Source organism: Ferdinandcohnia sp. FSL W7-1320 (assembly GCF_038050315.1).
Lineage (GTDB): Bacteria > Bacillota > Bacilli > Bacillales > Bacillaceae_L > Ferdinandcohnia > Ferdinandcohnia aciditolerans.
The window spans coordinates 4,161,690-4,181,574 of sequence record NZ_JBBPAM010000001.1; the positions used below are offsets into that span (position 1 = coordinate 4,161,690).

Consider the following 19,885-nt stretch of genomic DNA (forward strand, 5'->3'; position numbering starts at 1 on the left):
AAAGTGGCGAGAATCAGAATCCTATTCTTTGACTGACCCTAGCATCACTCCCTTCGCAAAGTGCTTTTGAAGAAACGGGTATACTAGCAAAATTGGAATTGTGGCAATTAGAATTGCCGCCATCCCTATTGTTTCAGCAGGTGGAGGATTATCCATTGTTGCTTGCATCCCAACATCCAACATATTACCTTGATTTAAAATAACTAATTGTCGAAGGATAACCTGTACAGTCCACTTTGCAGGATCATTTAAATAAAGAAGAGCTGTAAAATACGAATTCCAGATTCCAACTGCATAAAACAGTCCGAAAGCTGCTAGGGCTGGCTTTGATAAAGGCAGAATGATCTTTCCAAAAATTTGTAAATCATTTGCTCCATCGATGATCGCTGCTTCCGTTAAATCATGTGGTAGATTCATAAAGAATTGCCTCATAACAATCAAGTTAAATGAACTGATGGCTGTTGGAATAATCAATGACCACAATGAATCCATGAGACCAGTTGCTTGTACAACCATATATGTAGGTATCATTCCAGCTCCGAACACAAAAGTAAATAATACGAGAAACAAATACACTCTTTGGCCAAGAATATTTCTAGACAATGCATAAGCCATCATAGACGTTAAGAGTAAACTGACAAATGTACCTACTATGGTTACATAAATCGTTACCCCAAGCGAGCGAACAAATTCTTTAGAGCCTAAGATATACTCATACGCATCTAACACCCAGGTTTTCGGAAAAAGGAGTAAGTCAGATTGTACAAATTCTTCATATGTTGCGAATGAGACCACGAACATGTAATAAAACGGAAAGATCATTGTTAATGCTATGATGATAAGTAATACATAGTTTACAAGATTTACAGCTTTTTCTGACTTCGTATTATTTTGTTGCAACTAAATTTCCTCCCATCCTAGTAAACTCCCTCATCGCCAAACCGTTTTGCTAATCGGTTAGCACCGACAATTAAAATCAATCCAACTATTGATTTAAATAACCCAACAGCAGTAGCAAAACTGAAATCTGAGTTTTGAATTCCTTTGAAATAAACAAAAGTATCAAGTACATTTCCAACTTCCATTGTGAATGGAGTTAACATTAAATAAATTTGTTCAAAGCCAACGTCCAATACACTTCCAAGTCTCAATATCAATAAAATAATGATAGTACTACGAAGTGCTGGTAATGTTATATGCCAAATTTGTCTCCATCGGTTCGCTCCGTCAACGGCCGCAGCCTCATACAAACTAGGATTTATCCCTGATAGTGCAGCAAGGAAAATAATCGTACTCCAACCTGATTCCTTCCAAATAACCTCTAGTACTACTAACGGCATAAACCAGTTAGGATCTTGTAAAAATGCTATCGGCTCCATACCAAAAACCGTTCCTAATACTCTGTTTACTATCCCATCAGACTTTAATAGAATCGTAACAAGTCCGATAACTACAACCCAGGATAGGAAATGTGGTAAATATACAATGGATTGAATTGTCCTTTTGAAAAATGTATTCCGAACCTCATTTAGCATGAGTGCTAGAATAATAGATACTGGGAAGGCAAATACAATTTGAAGGAAAGAAAGGTATAAAGTATTCCAGAGAACCCTAATAACTTCTTGGTCTTCAAAAATTGTTTTAAAGTGCTTTAATCCGACCCACTCACTATTAAGAAATCCTTGAAAGGCACTGTAATCCTGAAAGGCTATAATATTTCCTGCCATTGGTACATATCGGTATATTAGAAAATAAAGCAGACCCGGAAGCAATAATATATAAAGGTACCTTTCTTTCCAAAGTCTGGACCATACGCTTTTCTTGGATTCAATCAGTATGTTGGTCTGGACTTTTTGAATTTTTCCAGATTCTGTTTTTTGCAAATTTTCCACTTTTGTATCACTCCCTTAATTCGTTTTTCGGAAAACTATCCAAACGTTTTCCTCACTTGTTAAAAAAAAGAGCATTTATAGCCTTCTAAAATTTGAGGATTCCCTTACTATCAATTTATTTGGTAAGAGTATTTTCATAGGTAATGTTATTTTCCCTTCAACTATATCTACAATTGTTTTTGCTGCAATAGCTCCTAATTCATATTTCGGGACATCAATTGTAGATAAAGGCGGGGATGAATATTGGGACATGTCGATATTATCTATAGATATAAAAGCAATATCATCCGGTATTTTTAATTCATTCTCAGTCACAGCCCTCATTGCTGCAATTGCCATCAGATCGCTGGCACAGAAGATAGCCGTTGGAAGGTTCCTAGATTTTGTTTGAATCAATTGACTCATTTCAAAATAACTTTTTTTCATGTTCCATTCTGTATTGATTACCCATTCGGGATTTATGTTAAGACCAAACTCTTCCAAAGCGTTTCTGTATCCCTTGTACCTTTTTTCTTCATTTAAATTCTTGAAATTTTCCCCAACTCCCCCACCTAAAAAACCAATCTTCTGATGGCCCTGTTTTACTAGTTCCTTAATCGCTTTTTTAACTGCTGATTCTCGGTCATAATCTATCACAGTTAATTCCTTATCTGTATAAAAAAAATCTAGGCCAACAATAGGTATAAACTGCATGATATAATCTAAAACACTTTGTTCTAAATGATCAATTAGAATTAATCCTTCGATACCTGATTCATGTATGGTTTTAAAAAGCAATGATTCATTTTGTAACTCTTCCTTATTGATACTAGTCAAGGAATAATCGGATTTTATTAGAGTGTCGTTAACCCCCTCATACAATCTCGAAAAATATGGATTTAGTTCTGCAATTTTGGGGTTAGCAACCCATCCTATCTTCATAGTCCTTAATTTTTCTGTACTTTGATTCGTTACCAATTTACGGGCATTTTCATTTGGTACATACCCAAGTTCCTTAACCGCATTCCACACTTTTTGAATGGTCTCTGGTTTTACATTTCGCGATTTATCATTTTGAATTACTCTAGATACTGTTGATATGGATACACCAACGTGTTCAGCGATGTCTTTTAATCTAACCACAATACACCCTAGCCTCCTGTAGTATGCGTTTTCTTTTTGGAACAAATTAAAATGTGTATGTTTATTAAAATGAGGGTTAACACATTGATGTGTTATTAGGTTGTTGGTACAACTACTTTCAAAAAAAAGAAGCAGGACTTTTTTAAGAATGGAAGTCAAAAAGCTTTATTAATTCGATTATATGTTTTTGTTTTTGGGACTGTCAACTAATATTTTGAATTTTTACATTTAACAAACTATTATTTTTCTTGAAAGACTCAAACCCGTATACCTTTTCAAAGTACAAGTCATGTAAAGTTCCATATTGAGCTTTTTTCAGTCTGCTTCCCCGTAACACATATAATCATTTGATTAGAACATACCCAAATAGCAATATTTGCATACTTTTAAAGCAATTTTTACGCATCTTTGAGCATCCCTGCTATGGTACACTCAACTTTGAAACCGCTTTATTATTGGATTTATCAGCATTTCAGTATAAAAGGCAGGTGTAGAAAAATGAGAGTTTATCATGATAAATTGTTTAGTAAAAAATTTATGAGGCCGAAGTTTACCATTCAACATAAATCGGATCGGAAAACAGCTTCTAACTTCCACTCACACTCAGGTTTTGAAATTGTGTGGCTCCAAAAAGGAGAAGCCACATACATTTTTGAAGAAAAAGTCTTTCGTTTAACGAAAGGACAAATATTATTTTTTAAAAGCACTGATTTTCACAAAGTTAAATTACATGATGGTGTGCCATATGAACGAGTTGTTACTCTATTCTCTGAAAGCTTTCTTACGTTTAAACATCCTATTTTTGAGAAGTTTAAAGGCTTTTTGGACAACCTTCCTTCCCCTCAATATGTTTTGAATGTACAGCCCTGGAAGGAAGAACAACTTCAGCATATCATCGATCATTTATTGTTTGAGCAAGAGAATGAAGATCTCTGGGAAAAGGAAGCAGCACTAGAATTATACCTCCTCGAACTCCTATTATTTCTATGCAGAGAAATTCAATCATCCTTTGCGCAGAATTCCCATTTAATTGTAAAGCGTGACTCTCAAAAAGTAGAAATGCTAGAACGTATCTTAAAGGAAATCAATGAAATCTGGAATACGGATTGGCGTCTTGATTCACTAGCTCTAACTCTACATCTAAATAAATATTACCTTTGTCATTTTTTTAAAAAAGAATTTGGTCTTACCATCCACGATTATATACTTCAAAGAAGAATTTACGAAGCGAAAAAACTACTTATTTCAACAAGTTCTCCTATTAATCAGGTATCTGAAAAAGTAGGTTTTTCCTCCCCTTCCAGTTTTATCAGAAGCTTCAAACAACAGGTCAGCATGACTCCAAAACAATATCGAACAAATGCCCAAATCCTCTAACTCAGATTTGAGGATTTGGGCGATTTAAGGAGGTGATTACTGCTCAAGAGTCGGGTTTTTCGTCTGTATTTCATTTACATAAAAAAGGAGGCCAAATAGTGAGGAAGTTTAAACGTTTTATTACGGTACTACTGTGTTTTCTATTATTATTGCCTAATATGAGTTTGAATGTGTTTGCTGCTGAAGGTGAAACCACAGAGATGGTTGATATACCTGAATCCTCTGATTGGAAAGGTGCAATCGGAGGCGATGTTGGAGGTAATGACAAAATTACTGCTGAAAACTTTTTGATTAAGGAAAATGGAGATGGCTCTGTCAAAATAAGCGTTATGAACAATCGTGGTAAAATTGCAAATGAAACAGAAGGTATTGCATATTATTACCAGCAAGTTGATCCTACAGATAATTTTGAATTACAAGCTAAGGTGAAGGTCGAATCCTTTGAGACAAATAATCAAGTTGGATTTGGAATTATGCTAAGAGGCAACTTATTAACTTCTACCGATGTAAAAACTGGTGATTATCTTGCGGTAGGTGGTATCAAGCAAGATATTAGAGGGTTTTATAAATACAGTAGCGCTTCGTCTGTATATCCAGATGAACTAGACTTTACAGCAAATAACCCTGCTCCTGGTGAAGAGTATACACTTAAGGTTAGAAAAGAAGGAAATATTTATCAATTAACAGTCGGTGAAGAAACAAAAACGTTCACAGATTATAGTGGGGAAATGAATTATGTTGGACTTTTCGCAGCAAGAAATGTAAGCGTTACCTACAGTGATGTCAAATTAATTCAAGATCGCCCGATTGAAACCGGAGATTGGGAGTTTAGGGCATTTGGAAGTAACACAAGTGAGTCTAGAAACCCTGATCCCATTATAAATGATGATGGAACAATTACAATTACTGCTACTGGCGGAAAAATAGCAAACGGTGATGAGGGTATTTCCTATTATTTCAAAGAAATTCCGGCTAATGCAAACTTTACTTTAACAACAAAAGCTAGCGTAAAGAACTTCAATAGCAACAGTAGTATATCTACTCCGAACCAAAAGTCCTTTGGTCTTATGCTAAGAGACAGTGTTGGTGAAAATAGTGATAGTAGTAAACAAACTTCTAATTTTGTTGCAGTAGGTGCTTTGGATTTAGCTATGAAACCTTTTTATAATCAAAATGGCCAACTTATAAAATTGGAGAACTTCGCAGATGTAAATACTCCAGCTGCAAATGAAGTTTATGATCTAGAAATTCAGAAGTCAGGAAATGTATGTAAAGTATCCATAAATGGAGTCTCTGAAGTAATAACTGTGGACAATTTATTTAGTGATTCTGTCTTCGCTGGACTATATGTTGCTCGTGATGCTGAAATTACATTCAACAATTTCAATATAGTTATAGACACGAAGAAAGTATCGACACTGGAAGTTAACACGGATAATATGAAAACCGAATATCTAGTAAACGAAGAATTAAATACTGATGGCTTAGTCGTTAAAGCCATTTACAATAATGGTGAAGAAGCGATCTTATCTGAAAACGACTATATTATTACTGGTTTTGATAGCAGTAGTGTTGGAACAAATACGATTACAGTTAACTTTGGAGGAGCTAAAGAGACCATTGATTTAAGAATTAAAGAATTGACCTTATTAGATTTAACGATTAAGTACTATCCCGCTAAAACGGTTTACTATCCAGGTGACAAATTTGACCCAGCAGGCTTAGTAGTACTAGGAAAATATGATAATGGAGAAACCTATATTCTATCCGAAGATCAGCTAGATTTTAAAGTTGACAATGTCTTAATTGATAGGGCATCTGCATTTAATACCCCTGGTACAAAGACCGTTACAATTGTACCAAGAGATTTCCCTGCTGTAACAGCAAGCTTCAATGTAACTGTAAAAGATACTGAGCTTGAAGGGCTTGAGATAAAGAAACAACCTGTTAAAACACAATATTTTATTGGTGATCCACTCGATCTTACTGGATTGGTCGTTTATGCCATCTATAAGGACGGATCTCAGGTAAGATTACTAGAAAATGAATATGATATCTCTAATTTTGATACGACAACACCTGGAGACAAGAATGTAGTAATCAGCCATAAGGATGCCAGTAAAACTATCACATTCAATGTAAAAGAAAAGGAAGTACTTGAATTAAAAATAACTGAGTTTCCTAATACAACTTTTGCAATCGGTGACACGTTTGCATCTAATGGATTAGAAGTTTCAAAGGTTTACGATAATGGAGATCAAGAGGTATTATCAACTGATGCCTATGATGTTGACTCCAGTTCATTCAATAGTGATATGACCGGTACGTACCCTATTACTGTGAGTCCAACAGTAGATTTGGGAGTCGACCCAATCACATATAAGGTTACAGTTCGAGAAAAAACAGCCTACAATTTTGATTTTATTCGGTTCGGGCAATCAACATCGGACGAAAGAAATACAATTGAGTACCTAGAGAATGATATCATTCGTTTAGCTGCAATTGATGGTGGTGGTAAGGTTACTGGAGACCATGATGGAATCTCCTTCTATTACACCGAAATTGATGCGAATGAAGATAATTTTGAGCTCTCAGCTGATATCAAAGTTGTTGAATACGCAAAAAATCCTCATGATGGACAAGAATCATTCGGAATAATGGCAAGAGATGCCATATACGAAACGGGCGACCAAAAAGGAATATTTGCGAGTAATATTGCCGCAATCGGAGGTTTTTCAGGTGGTACTCGGGATGAAAACGGAACACAACTGTTTGTTCGAACAGGGGTAACATCACCGGATGGTACAGGAAGCCAAGGTATTCAAAAAGAAATGGTAAAGGCAGAAAGACCAACAACTGCTAATACTCATCCAAACAAAACATATCATCTTACACTTAAGAAAACGAATAGTGGTTTTACGGGAATACTAAATGACGGTGAGAAATCGATTGAAAAAGAGATCTATGCACCTGATCTTTTAAACGTTCAAAATGGAAAGGCATATGTCGGTTTCTATACCGCACGTGTAGCAACAATTGAAGTGAGTAATATAGACTTCAAAGTAACAGCTGCAGAAACAGATGCTCCTAAAGGAGAAGCACCTATTAAGGAGGTCACACCTCAGTTTGACATTTTATCATTGGAAAGGACTTCTGATGAGAATTATCGCCTTATCGTTCAATCAAATGTGAATGGAACTGTGACGATTAAAGAAGGCAATGAAACGATTCGTTATGATGAACCTATTTTTGCCGGGCAAAAGCTTGAAATACAAACAAAAATCGCAGTAAATGCAAATACAAACTTTAGTTTTGTATTCATACCTGACGAAACTCAAAAACTAACAGACTATAATAGAATCATTCGAAACTTCACCGTTGAAATGAAGGCATTTGCCGAAGATGGAAATATCTATGTTTCCCCTAACGGATTGAGTTCTGGTGACGGCTCAAAAGAAAATCCGTTAGACTTAGATACGGCCATAGAATTTGTAAAACCAGGTCAACGCATTTATGTGATGGAAGGTCACTATGTGAGAAATGCGATACTTGAAATTAAGAAATACAATGACGGCACTGAAGATGCGATGAAGTACTTATGGGCTGACCCTGCCGCCACAAGTAGACCAATTATTGACTTTGATAAGAAAACGGAAGGTGTTATCCATAGCGGTAACTACTGGCATGTAAGAGGCTTAGACTTTATTCAATCTGCCGGCAACACAAAAGGTTACACAGTTGGCGGTAACCACAATATTATTGAAAACATTAAAACGTACCAGAACGGAGACACAGGTCTACAAATCAGCCGTACGGACGATTCTACTACTATAGCTGATTGGCCATCTTATAACTTGATTCTTAACAGTGAATCATTTGATAACCGTGATCCATCTGACAATAATGCAGATGGTTTTGCTGCAAAACTCACGGTTGGAGAAGGAAATATTTTTAGGGGTACGATCGCTCATAATAATATTGATGATGGATGGGATCTCTATACAAAGGTTGGTACAGGTGCTATTGGAGCAGTTACAATTGAGAATAGCATCGCTTATAACAACGGTTTCTTAACAAATGGAACTGTTGGGAATGGTGATAAAAACGGTTTTAAGCTTGGTGGTGAAGGAGTCCATGTCCCTCATACTATCAAAAATAGTGTTGCTTTCGGTAACGGTGCAGCAGGTTTCACAAGTAATAGTAATCCAGGTGTGATTGCCGAAAATAACTACGCATTTAATAATGCCGGTGGAAATATGGCATTCACAACATATGGTCACATTACTCCTGACTTTACAATTGATGGGTTTCTATCTTTCTTCACAGAAGACAGTCAAAAGAAAACAAAAGACAATTATCAACACACTGATTTAGATAAGAACTTCATGTTTAATGGAGAACAATCTGTTAATAAGTCTGGTGATGTGCTGCCTAATGAGCTCATGCAATCCTTGGCTACCATCCAAAACTTTGAACGAAGTCAAGATGGTGAAATCCATTGGAATGGTGTTTGGGATACGTTTGGTGACTTTATCGCAAAATATGAGGAACCTAAAACTGAAAACCCAGACGAGCCAGGTGAAGAACAGCCTGAAGAACCTAAGAATGAAAATCCAGAACAACCAGGTGAGGAACAGCCTGAAGAACCTGAGACTGAAAATCCAGAACAACCGGGAGAAGAAACTCCTGACAATGAAGATGACAACCATCAACCGGGAGATAAAACACCAAGTTCTGATGAAAACGGAGATAAATCTCAAGGGACAGATAAACAAACAGATAACAACAAATTACCTAAAACAGCAACCTCTGTATACAACTGGCTCGTTCTCGGTATCGTATTAATATTTATTGGTGTTAGTGTTGGTGTTGTACATTATCGTAGAAAAGGTTTTGTTTCCTAAACATACTTGTTTCGCTAAAAAGAGAGGGTCTCCCCTCTCTTTTTTTACCTCCTTCTATCAAAGCCTCCTCTATTACATAGATAATCATTAATTCAGAATTTCTCTCTTTAGCAATATCCGCATACTTTTATAGCAATATGTTGCTATAGTTTAGTGTCAAGCCTATGTTACACTCTCCTTTGTAACCGTTTTATTGATTGAATATTCAGATAGTTCTTTTGACCTATCGGGGAGGTGAGTCATTTTTACTAGTATTTGAATTACTAGTTTATAGTTCTACTTATTGTCTATAGAAAGGAGATTTTAATGAATGAGTACAATTAAACGTTACTTTTATTTGACATTGGTAGTTTTGCTCACATTCACAAGTTTATTTTCTACCGTATCTATTAATCCTGTTTATGCTGAAGAAACGGATGCTTCCACCTTCCTTTTTGAAGCAGATTTCAATAATGAAACGACTGGGGAACGTCCAGCAGATTTTGACGTATCGGAGGGCGGTGGCACTGTAGAAGTAACAGAAGTCCCTGATACTTCAAACAAAAGTGTATTTTTAAGTGACACAAGTGAGACAGCTGATGTAAAGTTAAGCAAATCCTTCGACGAGCTTGTTGGTGTTGTTACCGTTCAAATGAAATTTATGCAACCGAAGTATACAAGCTCCACAAAGGTAATGAGAGTAAAAGGAGACGGAACTCCTATCATTATTGAAACTAAAGACAATAACATATCATATCGTACTGGCAGCACCTATGAACCGTTAGTCCCTCTCGAGGAAAATGTATGGTATGACATCAAGACTGAAATTGATTTAATAAATCAAACAGCAAATGTCTATATCAATGGAGAACTTAAGTTAGAGAATGCTCAGTTAAATGAACCTGCCACAAAAATTAGTTATTTTGAAACATTTACACCTGGCAGTAAAGCACTTGGGCATTATGTTGATGATATTAAAATTTCTGGTTCGTTACCAGAGGTTGATCCTGAACAACCTACAGATCCCGAGGATCCATCTGAGCCGACACCTCCTACTGAACCAGGTGCAGGTGGAATCTATGAGGCGGAAGATGGAAAGTTAGTAAATGCTATCATAGACAACAAACATCCTGGATTTACGGGAACTGGTTTCGTAGATATGGTACCGAATGCACCAGGAGGTTCAATCGAATGGACTATAGATGTACCTGTTGGTGGAGAATACACGTTGGATTTTCGTTATGCCCATGGCGGAACGGATGAGCGTCCAGGAGAAATAAAAGTTAATGGAGAAATTGTCGAACCTAAATTAGCCTTTAACCCTACAGGTGGTTTTGCAAATTGGACCTACACGTCAACTAAAGCTACCTTTCAAGCCGGTGAAAATGTTATCGTAGCTACCGGTATTGGGGCGAGTGGTGGTGCAAATATCGATCATCTAAAAGTGTATATGGAATACGATCAAATTTATGAAGCAGAAGATGCCCTACTTGATGAAACAGGGGTTATCATCGATAATCAGCATACTGGTTTTACAGGAACAGGATTTATTGATTACAAGCCAAATCAACCAGGCAGTTGGGTTGAGTGGACAGTGAATGTTCCAACTGATGGAGAATACTTCCTTGACTTTAGATATGCTTCCGGTGGAACTGATGCAAGACCAGCAGAGATTAAAGTAAATGATGAAGTCGTTACAGAATCATTAGCTTTTGATCCAACTGGCGCATGGACAACTTGGGTATACACTTCCACAAAAGCGACCCTAAAAGCTGGTGAGAATAAAATTCGTGCTACAGGTGTTGGTACTAGTGGCGGCGCAAATATTGATCATTTACGAATCCACAATAAAGAAACTGGATCAGATGAAGGTCCTATCGATACAGAGGACTCTGAAGTAAAGGATATAGTTAGCGGACTTTACTTGAAAAAGTTAAATGAGTTAGGAGTAATCGTTGAAAAACAGCCTGAAGATACCGATTCTATTACAAGACTTGAATTCATGTCTTTAATAAATAGTAAACTTGGATTAGCTAAAGAAGAGCAATTCAAAGGATTAAGCACTGAATCGGAGGTTTGGGAAGTTTCTTTAAATGAATGGTATTCTTATGTTCTAGCTGCTGCTAAACAAGCTGGATACATGGATGCTCTTGTGAGAAACGGAAAGATTCAACCTAACAAGACCCTTAAGAAAAAGGAAGCTGTAAAAATTATTCAAGAGCTAAACGGCTCCACAACAATTGCAGATAATAACAAAGAACTTACATGGGGGGAAGCTAAGAATCTTGTTAATACCCTTCCATCAGAAGAACAAAGGAAAACAGTACAAATCGCGGATGTTCATGCAATTTCAAGCAATCTTATTGCGGTAACATTAAATAGTAGTTTTGATGAATTTGATTTCTCTGATATTAGTGTGGTTTACCCTACTGGCAATTGGACGACCCTAAGCCCTAACTTTAAGAATCTTAGAATCGACAAGGCCGCAAAAGGTAAGAATAAATTTGGTCAAACGGTCCTTATTTTAAATAGTTTAGATGAGTTGGATCAGAACGGGAAGTATATCGTAGAACCTGAGAAAATAACTTTTAAAGGCGATTTAAACGACGCGATTCGCAAAGCAGATAATCTATTAACCTGGCAAATGGAAAACGGTGGTTGGACAAAGAACTGGCCACATATCTATGAACGTCCATGGGATGGTAAGGAACCGCGTTCAGAATGGGTAGCAAATGGTGTTGAATTAGGAACGATTGATAATGATGCAACGATTAAGGAAATTCTTTTCTTAGCCGAAGTATATCGTGAAACTGGTGATAAAAAATACAAAGATAGCATTGAAAAAGGCTTTGAATTCTTGTTCCAATTACAATATGACACAGGTGGATTCGCTCAGGTTTATCCTAGACGCGGCAACTACTCTGACTATGTCACATTTAATGATGAGGCGATGATCAATGTCTTGGAAATGATGGATGATGTTGTCGAAAAGAGATATCCATTCGATTCAGATGTAATAAATGATTCTTATGGTAAAAGAATCAAACTATCCATTAAGAGTGGAATTGATTATATCTTAAAGGCACAAATCAAATTCTCTGATGGAACATTAACCGCTTGGGGTGCTCAGCACGATCCATATACGTTTGAACCACAAAAAGCACGTGCATATGAGCATGCTTCAGTTTCAGGTTCAGAATCTATTGGAATCATAAGATTCCTTATGTCTCGTCCACAAACTGACGAAATAAAGAAGTCTGTTCGATCTGCGCTAGAGTGGTTAGATGAGGTTAAACTTGAAAATACGCGATATGTAAGTGGTGATCCAAATAATGTGTATTTTGTAGAAGATTCGAATTCAACGGCATGGTACAGATTTTATGAGATTGGTACCAATCGTGGAATCTTCTCAGGCCGCGATGGCGTCATTAAGTATGACATTATGGAAATTGAAGAAGAAAGACGAAATGGCTATTCTTGGGGTGGTCACTGGGGTACGAAATTATTAAGTACCGCTGAAGAAACTGGATATTTTACAAATAATGTATATATTCAGGTTGTTGGTAGTAACTCTAAGGATCTATATGATAGACAATTAGAAGATGGTGATATCAAAGTTGTGAAAAGTCTAGAAAAACAGATAAGCCAAATTGAAAATGAAATTTTTGTTGCTAAAGATGGAACTGGAGATTATGCAACTATCCAGGCAGCAATTGACGCAATTCCTGCAAACAATACAACTCCAATCACAATTTTTATCAAAAACGGAGTCTATAAAGAAGTTGTTACTGTGCCGAATAATAAACCTTTTATTACAATGATTGGTGAAGATCCAGTAAACACAATTATTACTTTCGATAACTTTGCAGGTCGAGATAATGGTGTTGGCGGAACTCTTGGTACAAGCGGAAGTGCCAGTGTGTATTTACGCGCAAATGATTTTAGAGTAGAAAATGTAACATTCGAAAACTCTTTCGATGAAAGCTCCACAGATGTGAGCGGAAAACAAGCTGTTGCCGTATATGCTGCTGGGGAACGTCAATATTTTAAAAATGTAAGATTTATAGGAAACCAAGATACACTATATGTGCACTCTGGAACCCAATACTATAATCAAGTATATGTTGAGGGCGATGTCGATTTCATCTTCGGTGCAGCAAGAGTTGTATTTGAGGATTCTATCATTCACTCACTTAACCGTGGTTCAGACTCAAATAATGGATATATCACGGCTGCAAGTACATTAATCACGGACCAATACGGTATCTTGATTAAGGATAGTAAACTAACAAGTAATGCCCCTGCTGGTACTGTATATTTAGGCAGACCTTGGCCGGCTGGTGGCAATCCGAATGCGATTGGTAGTGTGGTCATTATGAATAGTGAACTTGGTGACCATATTAAAACAGAGGGTTGGACTTCCATGAGTGGTTTAAATCCTGAAGATGCCCGCTTGTTTGAGTATAAAAACTACGGCCCCGGTGCTGCAATCAATGAATCAAGAAGACAGCTTACAGATGAAGAGGCTGCTAACTGGACAGTACAAAATGTATTAAAAGGTTGGGATCCAACTGAGGGTGAAGATTGTGAGAAACCTGGTAATGGACCGAAGCCTGGTAAAGGCCCTAAAACAGCTGATGGTCAAAATCCTGGAAATAATCAAATACCAGGATATTGCAAACAATCCGAAAATTAAATTGTCGTGTACTTAAGCTTTCAATATAGTTTATCGGTTCACAGGAAAAGAGAGGGTCTCCCCTCTCTTTTTATCATGCAAATGCCTTATTTTCCTCTTCATTCTTAAAAAAGCTCTTCATCGCATGAAATACGTCTGCTTTTTGCTTTAAAATATAGTACCTAAATCTTTCATCCTCAATGTTCTTATAGGCTGACATAAGGGTTGAATGGCGGTTATACTGATTTACTTCTCCATAGCCAAACATATTAGAAACCTTCATTAATTCGCTCACTAACTTCACACATCTTGCATTATCTGAGGTTAAATTATCTCCGTCTGAGAAATGAAATGGATAAATATTATAACGGGCTGCTGGATACTTGTCATCAATTACTTCTAACGCTTTGCGGTACACGGATGAACAAATTGTACCCCCACTTTCACCTTTTGAGAAAAAGTCCTCTTCTGACACGACTTTAGCCTCCGTATGGTGAGCAATAAATTCGATTTCCACCGTTTCATATTTTGTACGCAGGAATCGAGTCATCCAGAAAAAGAAACTTCTTGCCATATACTTCTCCCAAATTCCCATACTTCCACTCGTATCCATCATCGCAAGCACCACAGCCTTTGAATCTGGTTTTACAATCTCATTCCACGTTTTAAACTTCAAATCCTCTCGGTAAATTGGATGGAAGCTAGGCTTCCCTGCCATCGCATTTCGTTTGTATGCCGCCATCATTGTCCGTTTCTTATCAATATTCCCCATTAAACCTGTTCGACGAATATCATTAAATTCAATGTTTTCTACAATGTTTTGATCCTGTTCTTTCCGCTTTAGATTTGGCAACTCTAATTCTTTAAATAAAGCTTCCTCAAGCTCCATTAGAGAAACTTCTGCCTCATAATAATCTTCACCGGCTTGATCACCTGCACCTTGCCCTTTTCCAGGCCCTGCCTTTCCTGCACTTTGTCCGGACCCATCTCTTGCAATAACGTCACCAACCTGGCTATCTCCATCTCCTTGGCCAACATGTTTATTTTTATCATAGTTATAACGGATTTTATATTCGTCTAAAGAACGAATCGGAATTTTAACAACATCTTTTCCGTTTGACATAATTATACTTTCTTCAGTTATCAAATCAGGTAAATTATTCTTAATTGCATCCTGTACCTTCTCTTGGTGTCTTGTTTGATCATCATGGCCTTTGCGATGGAGGGACCAATCTTCTTGGGAAATGACAAAGTTCTTTGAATTACCTTTCGACATAATCTTTCCCCTCCTAAAATTTTTTTTATTAAACCATTCACATTTTTACCTTGATCCTCATACATTATCTTGACGGTTTGTGAAAGAACTTCGTAAAACGAATAAACTGTACTAAACAAAACCTTTTTGAAATAAAAAAGAGACCAACTACTGCCTACTCTTTAGCAAAAATTAACCAATAGTAGATTACTCTATACTATGCAAGAACATTGATTTATTGACAAAAAATTTCGCAAATTGGGCGATTTGTCTTAAAAATAGACAAGTTCCTTCTGTTTATTACATACGGAGTGCATTACTATTATTCATAAATGGACAAGTTACATTTATTACGGGCAATGTACGGGATTATTAGTGGATTCCTTACTCTGATTCCTCTTCATGAGCCAGATGTATGGGGTTGGCAGGCGATTTGTTGTTCGAATTCCTCTACATAAGTGCGATGAACGGATTGGCGGTTGATTTCTCGTTCAAATTCCTCTTCATAAACGTAATGAACGGGATTGGCGGTCGATTTATTGCCCGAATTCCTCTTCATAAGCGTAATGAACGGGATTGGCGGTCAATTTATTGCCCGTTTTCCTCTTCATAAGCGTAATGAACGGGATTGGCAGTTGATTTCTTCCTCGTTTTCCTCTTCATAAGCGTAATGAACGGGATTGGCGGTCGATTTATTGCCCGAATTCCTCTTCATAAGCGTAATGAACGGGATTGGCGGTTGATTTCTTGCGCGTTTTCCTCTTCATAAGTGCGATGAACGGGATTGGCGGTTGATTTCTTGCTCGTTTTCCTCTTCATAAGTGCGATGAACGGGATTGGCGGTTGATATCTCTCTCGAATTCCTCTTCATAAGCGTAATGAACGGGATTGGCGGTTGATTTCTTGCTCGTTTTCCTCTTCATAAGTGCGATGAACGGGATTGGCGGTTGATATCTCTCTCGAAGTCCTCTTCATAAGCCCGATGAACGGGTTTGGCGGTTGATTTCTTGCTCGTTTTCCTCATCATAAGTGCGATGAACGGGATTGGCGGTCAATTTATTGCCCGAATTCCTCTTCATAAGCGTAATGAACGGGATTGGCGGTCAATTTATTGCCGGAATTCCTCTTCATAAGCGTAATGAACGGGATTGGCGGTCGATTTATTGCTCGTTTTCCTCTTCATAAGTGCGATGAACGGGATTGGCGGTTGATTTCTTGCTCTTTTACCTCTTCATAAGTGCGATGAACGGGATTGGCGGTTGATATCTCTCTCGAATTCCTCTTCATAAGCGTAATGAACGGGATTGGCGGTTGATTTCTTGCTCGTTTTCCTCTTCATAAGTGCGATGAACGGGATTGGCGGTTGATATCTCTCTCGAAGTCCTCTTCATAAGCCCGATGAACGGGTTTGGCGGTTGATTTCTTGCTCGTTTTCCTCTTCATAAGTGCGATGAACGGGATTGGCGGTTGAAATCTCTCTCGAAGTTCTCTTCATAAGCCCGATGAACGGGATTGGCGGTCGATTTCTCGCTCGAATTTCTCTTCATAAGTGCGATGAACGGGATTGGCGGTTGAAATCTCTCTCGAAGTTCTCTTCATAAGCCCGATGAACGGGATTGGCGGTCGATTTCTCGCTCGAATTTCTCTTCATAAGTGCAATGAAAGGGGTTATAAGTGGATTCCTTATTCAGACTCCTCTTCATAAGCCAATAGATAGATCCGACTGATTTGAAAAACAAGGGATTAGACCATCATGCTGGCCTAACCCCAATTTTCTAGATTATCGGTTCAATAAGCTTCCTACATAACGTAGCAGTTCATTCGCAGATGTTGAATTATAACCGTGCTCGTCAATTAATCTTGCCACAACCTCATTAACCTTCTTCAGCTGTTGCTCATCAGGTGTTTTTGTAGAAGTAGTGATTTTTACGACGTCTTTTAGGTCCGCAAATAATTTCTTTTGAATTGCCTCTCGAAGACGTTCATGTGAATTATAATCAAATCTTCTTCCTTTACGGGCATATGCAGAGATACGAATAAGGATTTCCTCTCTAAATGCCTTCTTTGCATTTTCAGAGATTCCAATCTGCTCCTCAATTGAACGCATTAGCTTTTCATCTGGATTCATTTCTTCTCCGGTTAACGGGTCGCGAAGTTTGTTTTTATTACAGTATGCTTCAACATTATCTAGATAGTTATCCATTAATGTCTTCGCAGACTCTTCATACGAATAAACAAACGCCTTTTGGACCTCTTTCTTCGCAATTTCGTCATACTCACGTCTCGCAATTGAGATGAAGTTCAAATAGCGTTCACGATCTTCGTTCGAAATGGATGGATGATGTTCAAGGCCATCCTTTAAGGAACGCAATACATCCAATGCATTAATTGATGGGTTTTCTTTTCGGATAATCGTGGATGATATCCGGTTAATTACATAACGCGGGTCAATACCACTCATACCCTCATCTTGATATTCTTTACGAAGCTCCTCCACATCAATTGCATTGAAACCTTCTACACTTTCACCATCATACAATCTCATCTTTTTAATAATATCAATATCGCCTTTTTTAGGGGCTTTTAATCTAGTTAATATCGTAAACATGGCTGCCACTCTAAAGGTATGTGGTGCAATATGAACATCGCGCACATCACTTTCCTTTATCATCTTTGCATAGATACGCTCTTCCTCAGAAACACGTAAATTATAAGGAACTGGCATAACAATGATACGTGAATGTAACGCTTCATTTTTCTTATTCGAAATAAAGGAACGATACTCTGTTTCGTTCGTATGTGCGACGATCAGCTCATCTGCTGAAATTAACGCAAATCTTCCCGCTTTAAAATTTCCCTCTTGTGTTAAAGATAGTAAGTGCCAGAGGAACTTTTCATCACATTTTAGCATCTCTTGGAATTCCATCATTCCACGGTTCGCTTTGTTTAATTCACCATCGAATCGATAGGCACGTGGATCTGATTCTGAACCAAACTCAGCAATTGTTGAAAAATCAATACTTCCAGTTAAATCAGCAATATCCTGAGATTTAGGATCTGAAGGACTGAAGGTTCCAATCCCTACACGCTTATCCTCGGACAAGAATATTCGTTCAACTCTAACATCCTCAATTCTGCCTCCATACTCTTCCTGCAATCTCATCATGTTTAGTGGAGATAAATTACCTTCAATTCGAACCCCGTACTCATCGAAGAAATCCTCTCTTAAATGATGAGGAATAAGGTGCAGTGGGTCTTCATGCATTGGGCAGCCTTTGATTGCATAAACCGCGCCTCTTTCAGTATGTGAATATGTCTCTAAACCTCTTTTTAACATTGAAACTAATGTGGATTTACCACCACTAACAGGTCCCATCAATAACAAAATTCGCTTACGAACATCAAGTCGTTTTGCTGCTGGATGAAAATATTCTTCGACTAATCGCTCTAGTGCTTCTTCTAAACCAAATAGTTGGTGGTCGAAGAACTTATATTTGCGCTTTCCATTTTCTTCTTCAATCCCTGCATCTTTAATCATATTATATACTCTGGAATGAGCAGACTGAGCAACCCATGGCTTTTCCTTTAAAATTTCCAAATAATCAGCGAAGGTTCCTTCCCACTTCAAACGTTGTTCCTCTTCACGAAATTGTTCTATCTTTTTTAAGATATCCATTAATTAGGGGCCTCCTCCATCTTTGTTGTCTCTTGCACGGTTTAATAAAATGTATGCGAGGATGTCCTTTAACATGCTTTAATCTTACAAAATTCAACATGTCCTATTCTGAATTATAAGAAAAATCCCCTTGATATTCTTGATTGGACAAAATGAAAATAATTTAGAAAAAATATGGGGATACAATGTAAAAGGAGTTTATACAGTATATGTGCCTATTTTTATAAGGTTCGAAAATGTTTACAATTTGTCCATAGATAACATTCACACAAAATTGAAATTAGGTTATAATACACCTAGGTATCTTTTTTGAAGTTTATTTTTTGAGCTTCATACATAAAGGAGGAAAAACACATGAAATTATTGTTAATTTTAGGTGTTATTGTTACATTTTTAGCAGCTATTTTTACAGGTGGCTATGAAGATAAGCCAAGCATAAACAAAAAATAATAAAAAAATGACCTCTGCCAATGGGTAGAGGTCGTTTTTGTGTTAAGTTAGTCCAGGATAATTTTGTTGTCTTAAAGCTTCGTATACTAGAACTGCTGCGGTATTAGATAAATTTAAAGAGCGGACATTTTCTGTCATTGGCAGTCGTATATCCCGTTCCATATTTTTTTCGATGAGCTCCTTTGGTAGCCCAGTTGTTTCTTTACCAAATACCAAGAAATGGTCCTTTTGTATGTCACTATAATCAAAGGATGAATATTCTTTCTGTCCGAACTTTGTAATAAAATAAAATTCTCCATCCTGGTATTTATCAAAAAGCTCCTCTAAAGAATCATAATAATGAATCTTTACAAACTCCCAATAATCTAAACCAGCACGCTTAAGCATTTTGTCCTCAGTTGAAAATCCCATGGGGCGAATTAAATGTAAAGTCGTCCCTGTTGCTGCACATGTACGCGCGATGTTCCCTGTATTTGCAGGAATCTCTGGTTGGTATAATACGACGTGTAGTCCCACTTTCTTTCACCTCAATCGTTATTATACCAAAAAGAGAAA

9 protein-coding genes are annotated in these 19,885 nt (G+C 37.3%); 3 read left to right on the plus strand and 6 right to left on the minus strand.

Features of this window, described 5'->3' with window-relative positions:
- Positions 1-21: 21 nt before the first annotated feature.
- From NST91_RS20375 to NST91_RS20385, 3 genes are all read right to left on the minus strand, one after another.
- Positions 22-900, minus strand: a complete 879-nt coding sequence (locus tag NST91_RS20375; RefSeq protein ID WP_207900046.1) for an ABC transporter permease subunit — start codon at positions 898-900, stop codon at positions 22-24.
- A gap of 17 nt (positions 901-917) precedes the next feature.
- Positions 918-1,859: an ABC transporter permease gene (locus tag NST91_RS20380; RefSeq protein ID WP_341333576.1), complete on the minus strand. Its 942-nt coding sequence runs from the start codon at positions 1,857-1,859 to the stop codon at positions 918-920.
- Between the two features lie 108 nt (positions 1,860-1,967).
- Positions 1,968-3,014: a LacI family DNA-binding transcriptional regulator gene (locus tag NST91_RS20385; protein WP_341332606.1), complete on the minus strand. Its 1,047-nt coding sequence runs from the start codon at positions 3,012-3,014 to the stop codon at positions 1,968-1,970.
- Positions 3,015-3,512: 498 nt separating this feature from the next.
- Here NST91_RS20385 and NST91_RS20390 point away from each other — a divergent pair, with 498 nt between their 5' ends.
- From NST91_RS20390 to pelA, 3 genes are all read left to right on the plus strand, one after another.
- Positions 3,513-4,391: an AraC family transcriptional regulator gene (locus NST91_RS20390; protein ID WP_341332607.1), complete on the plus strand. Its 879-nt coding sequence runs from the start codon at positions 3,513-3,515 to the stop codon at positions 4,389-4,391.
- Between the two features lie 98 nt (positions 4,392-4,489).
- Positions 4,490-9,295 carry a right-handed parallel beta-helix repeat-containing protein gene (locus tag NST91_RS20395; RefSeq protein WP_341332608.1) on the plus strand — a complete coding sequence of 1,602 codons (4,806 nt, stop codon included), beginning with the start codon at positions 4,490-4,492 and terminating at the stop codon, positions 9,293-9,295.
- Between the two features lie 310 nt (positions 9,296-9,605).
- On the plus strand, positions 9,606-13,970 hold the full coding sequence (gene pelA / locus NST91_RS20400; RefSeq protein ID WP_341332609.1) for a pectate lyase: 4,365 nt from the start codon (positions 9,606-9,608) through the stop codon (positions 13,968-13,970).
- 73 nt (positions 13,971-14,043) lie between these two features.
- Here the strand turns inward: pelA and yhbH are convergent, their stop codons facing one another.
- The 3 genes from yhbH to trmL form a co-directional block, all read right to left on the minus strand.
- The gene (gene yhbH, locus NST91_RS20405; protein ID WP_341332610.1) at positions 14,044-15,225 is read right to left on the minus strand and encodes a sporulation protein YhbH; all 1,182 of its coding nucleotides are present in this window, start codon (positions 15,223-15,225) and stop codon (positions 14,044-14,046) included.
- Positions 15,226-16,984: 1,759 nt separating this feature from the next.
- The gene (locus tag NST91_RS20410) at positions 16,985-18,880 is read right to left on the minus strand and encodes a PrkA family serine protein kinase (RefSeq protein WP_121449546.1); all 1,896 of its coding nucleotides are present in this window, start codon (positions 18,878-18,880) and stop codon (positions 16,985-16,987) included.
- Positions 18,881-19,372: 492 nt separating this feature from the next.
- A complete protein-coding gene (gene trmL / locus NST91_RS20415) occupies positions 19,373-19,846 on the minus strand; it encodes a tRNA (uridine(34)/cytosine(34)/5-carboxymethylaminomethyluridine(34)-2'-O)-methyltransferase TrmL (protein ID WP_341332611.1) in 474 nt (157 codons plus the stop codon).
- Positions 19,847-19,885 lie beyond the last annotated feature (39 nt).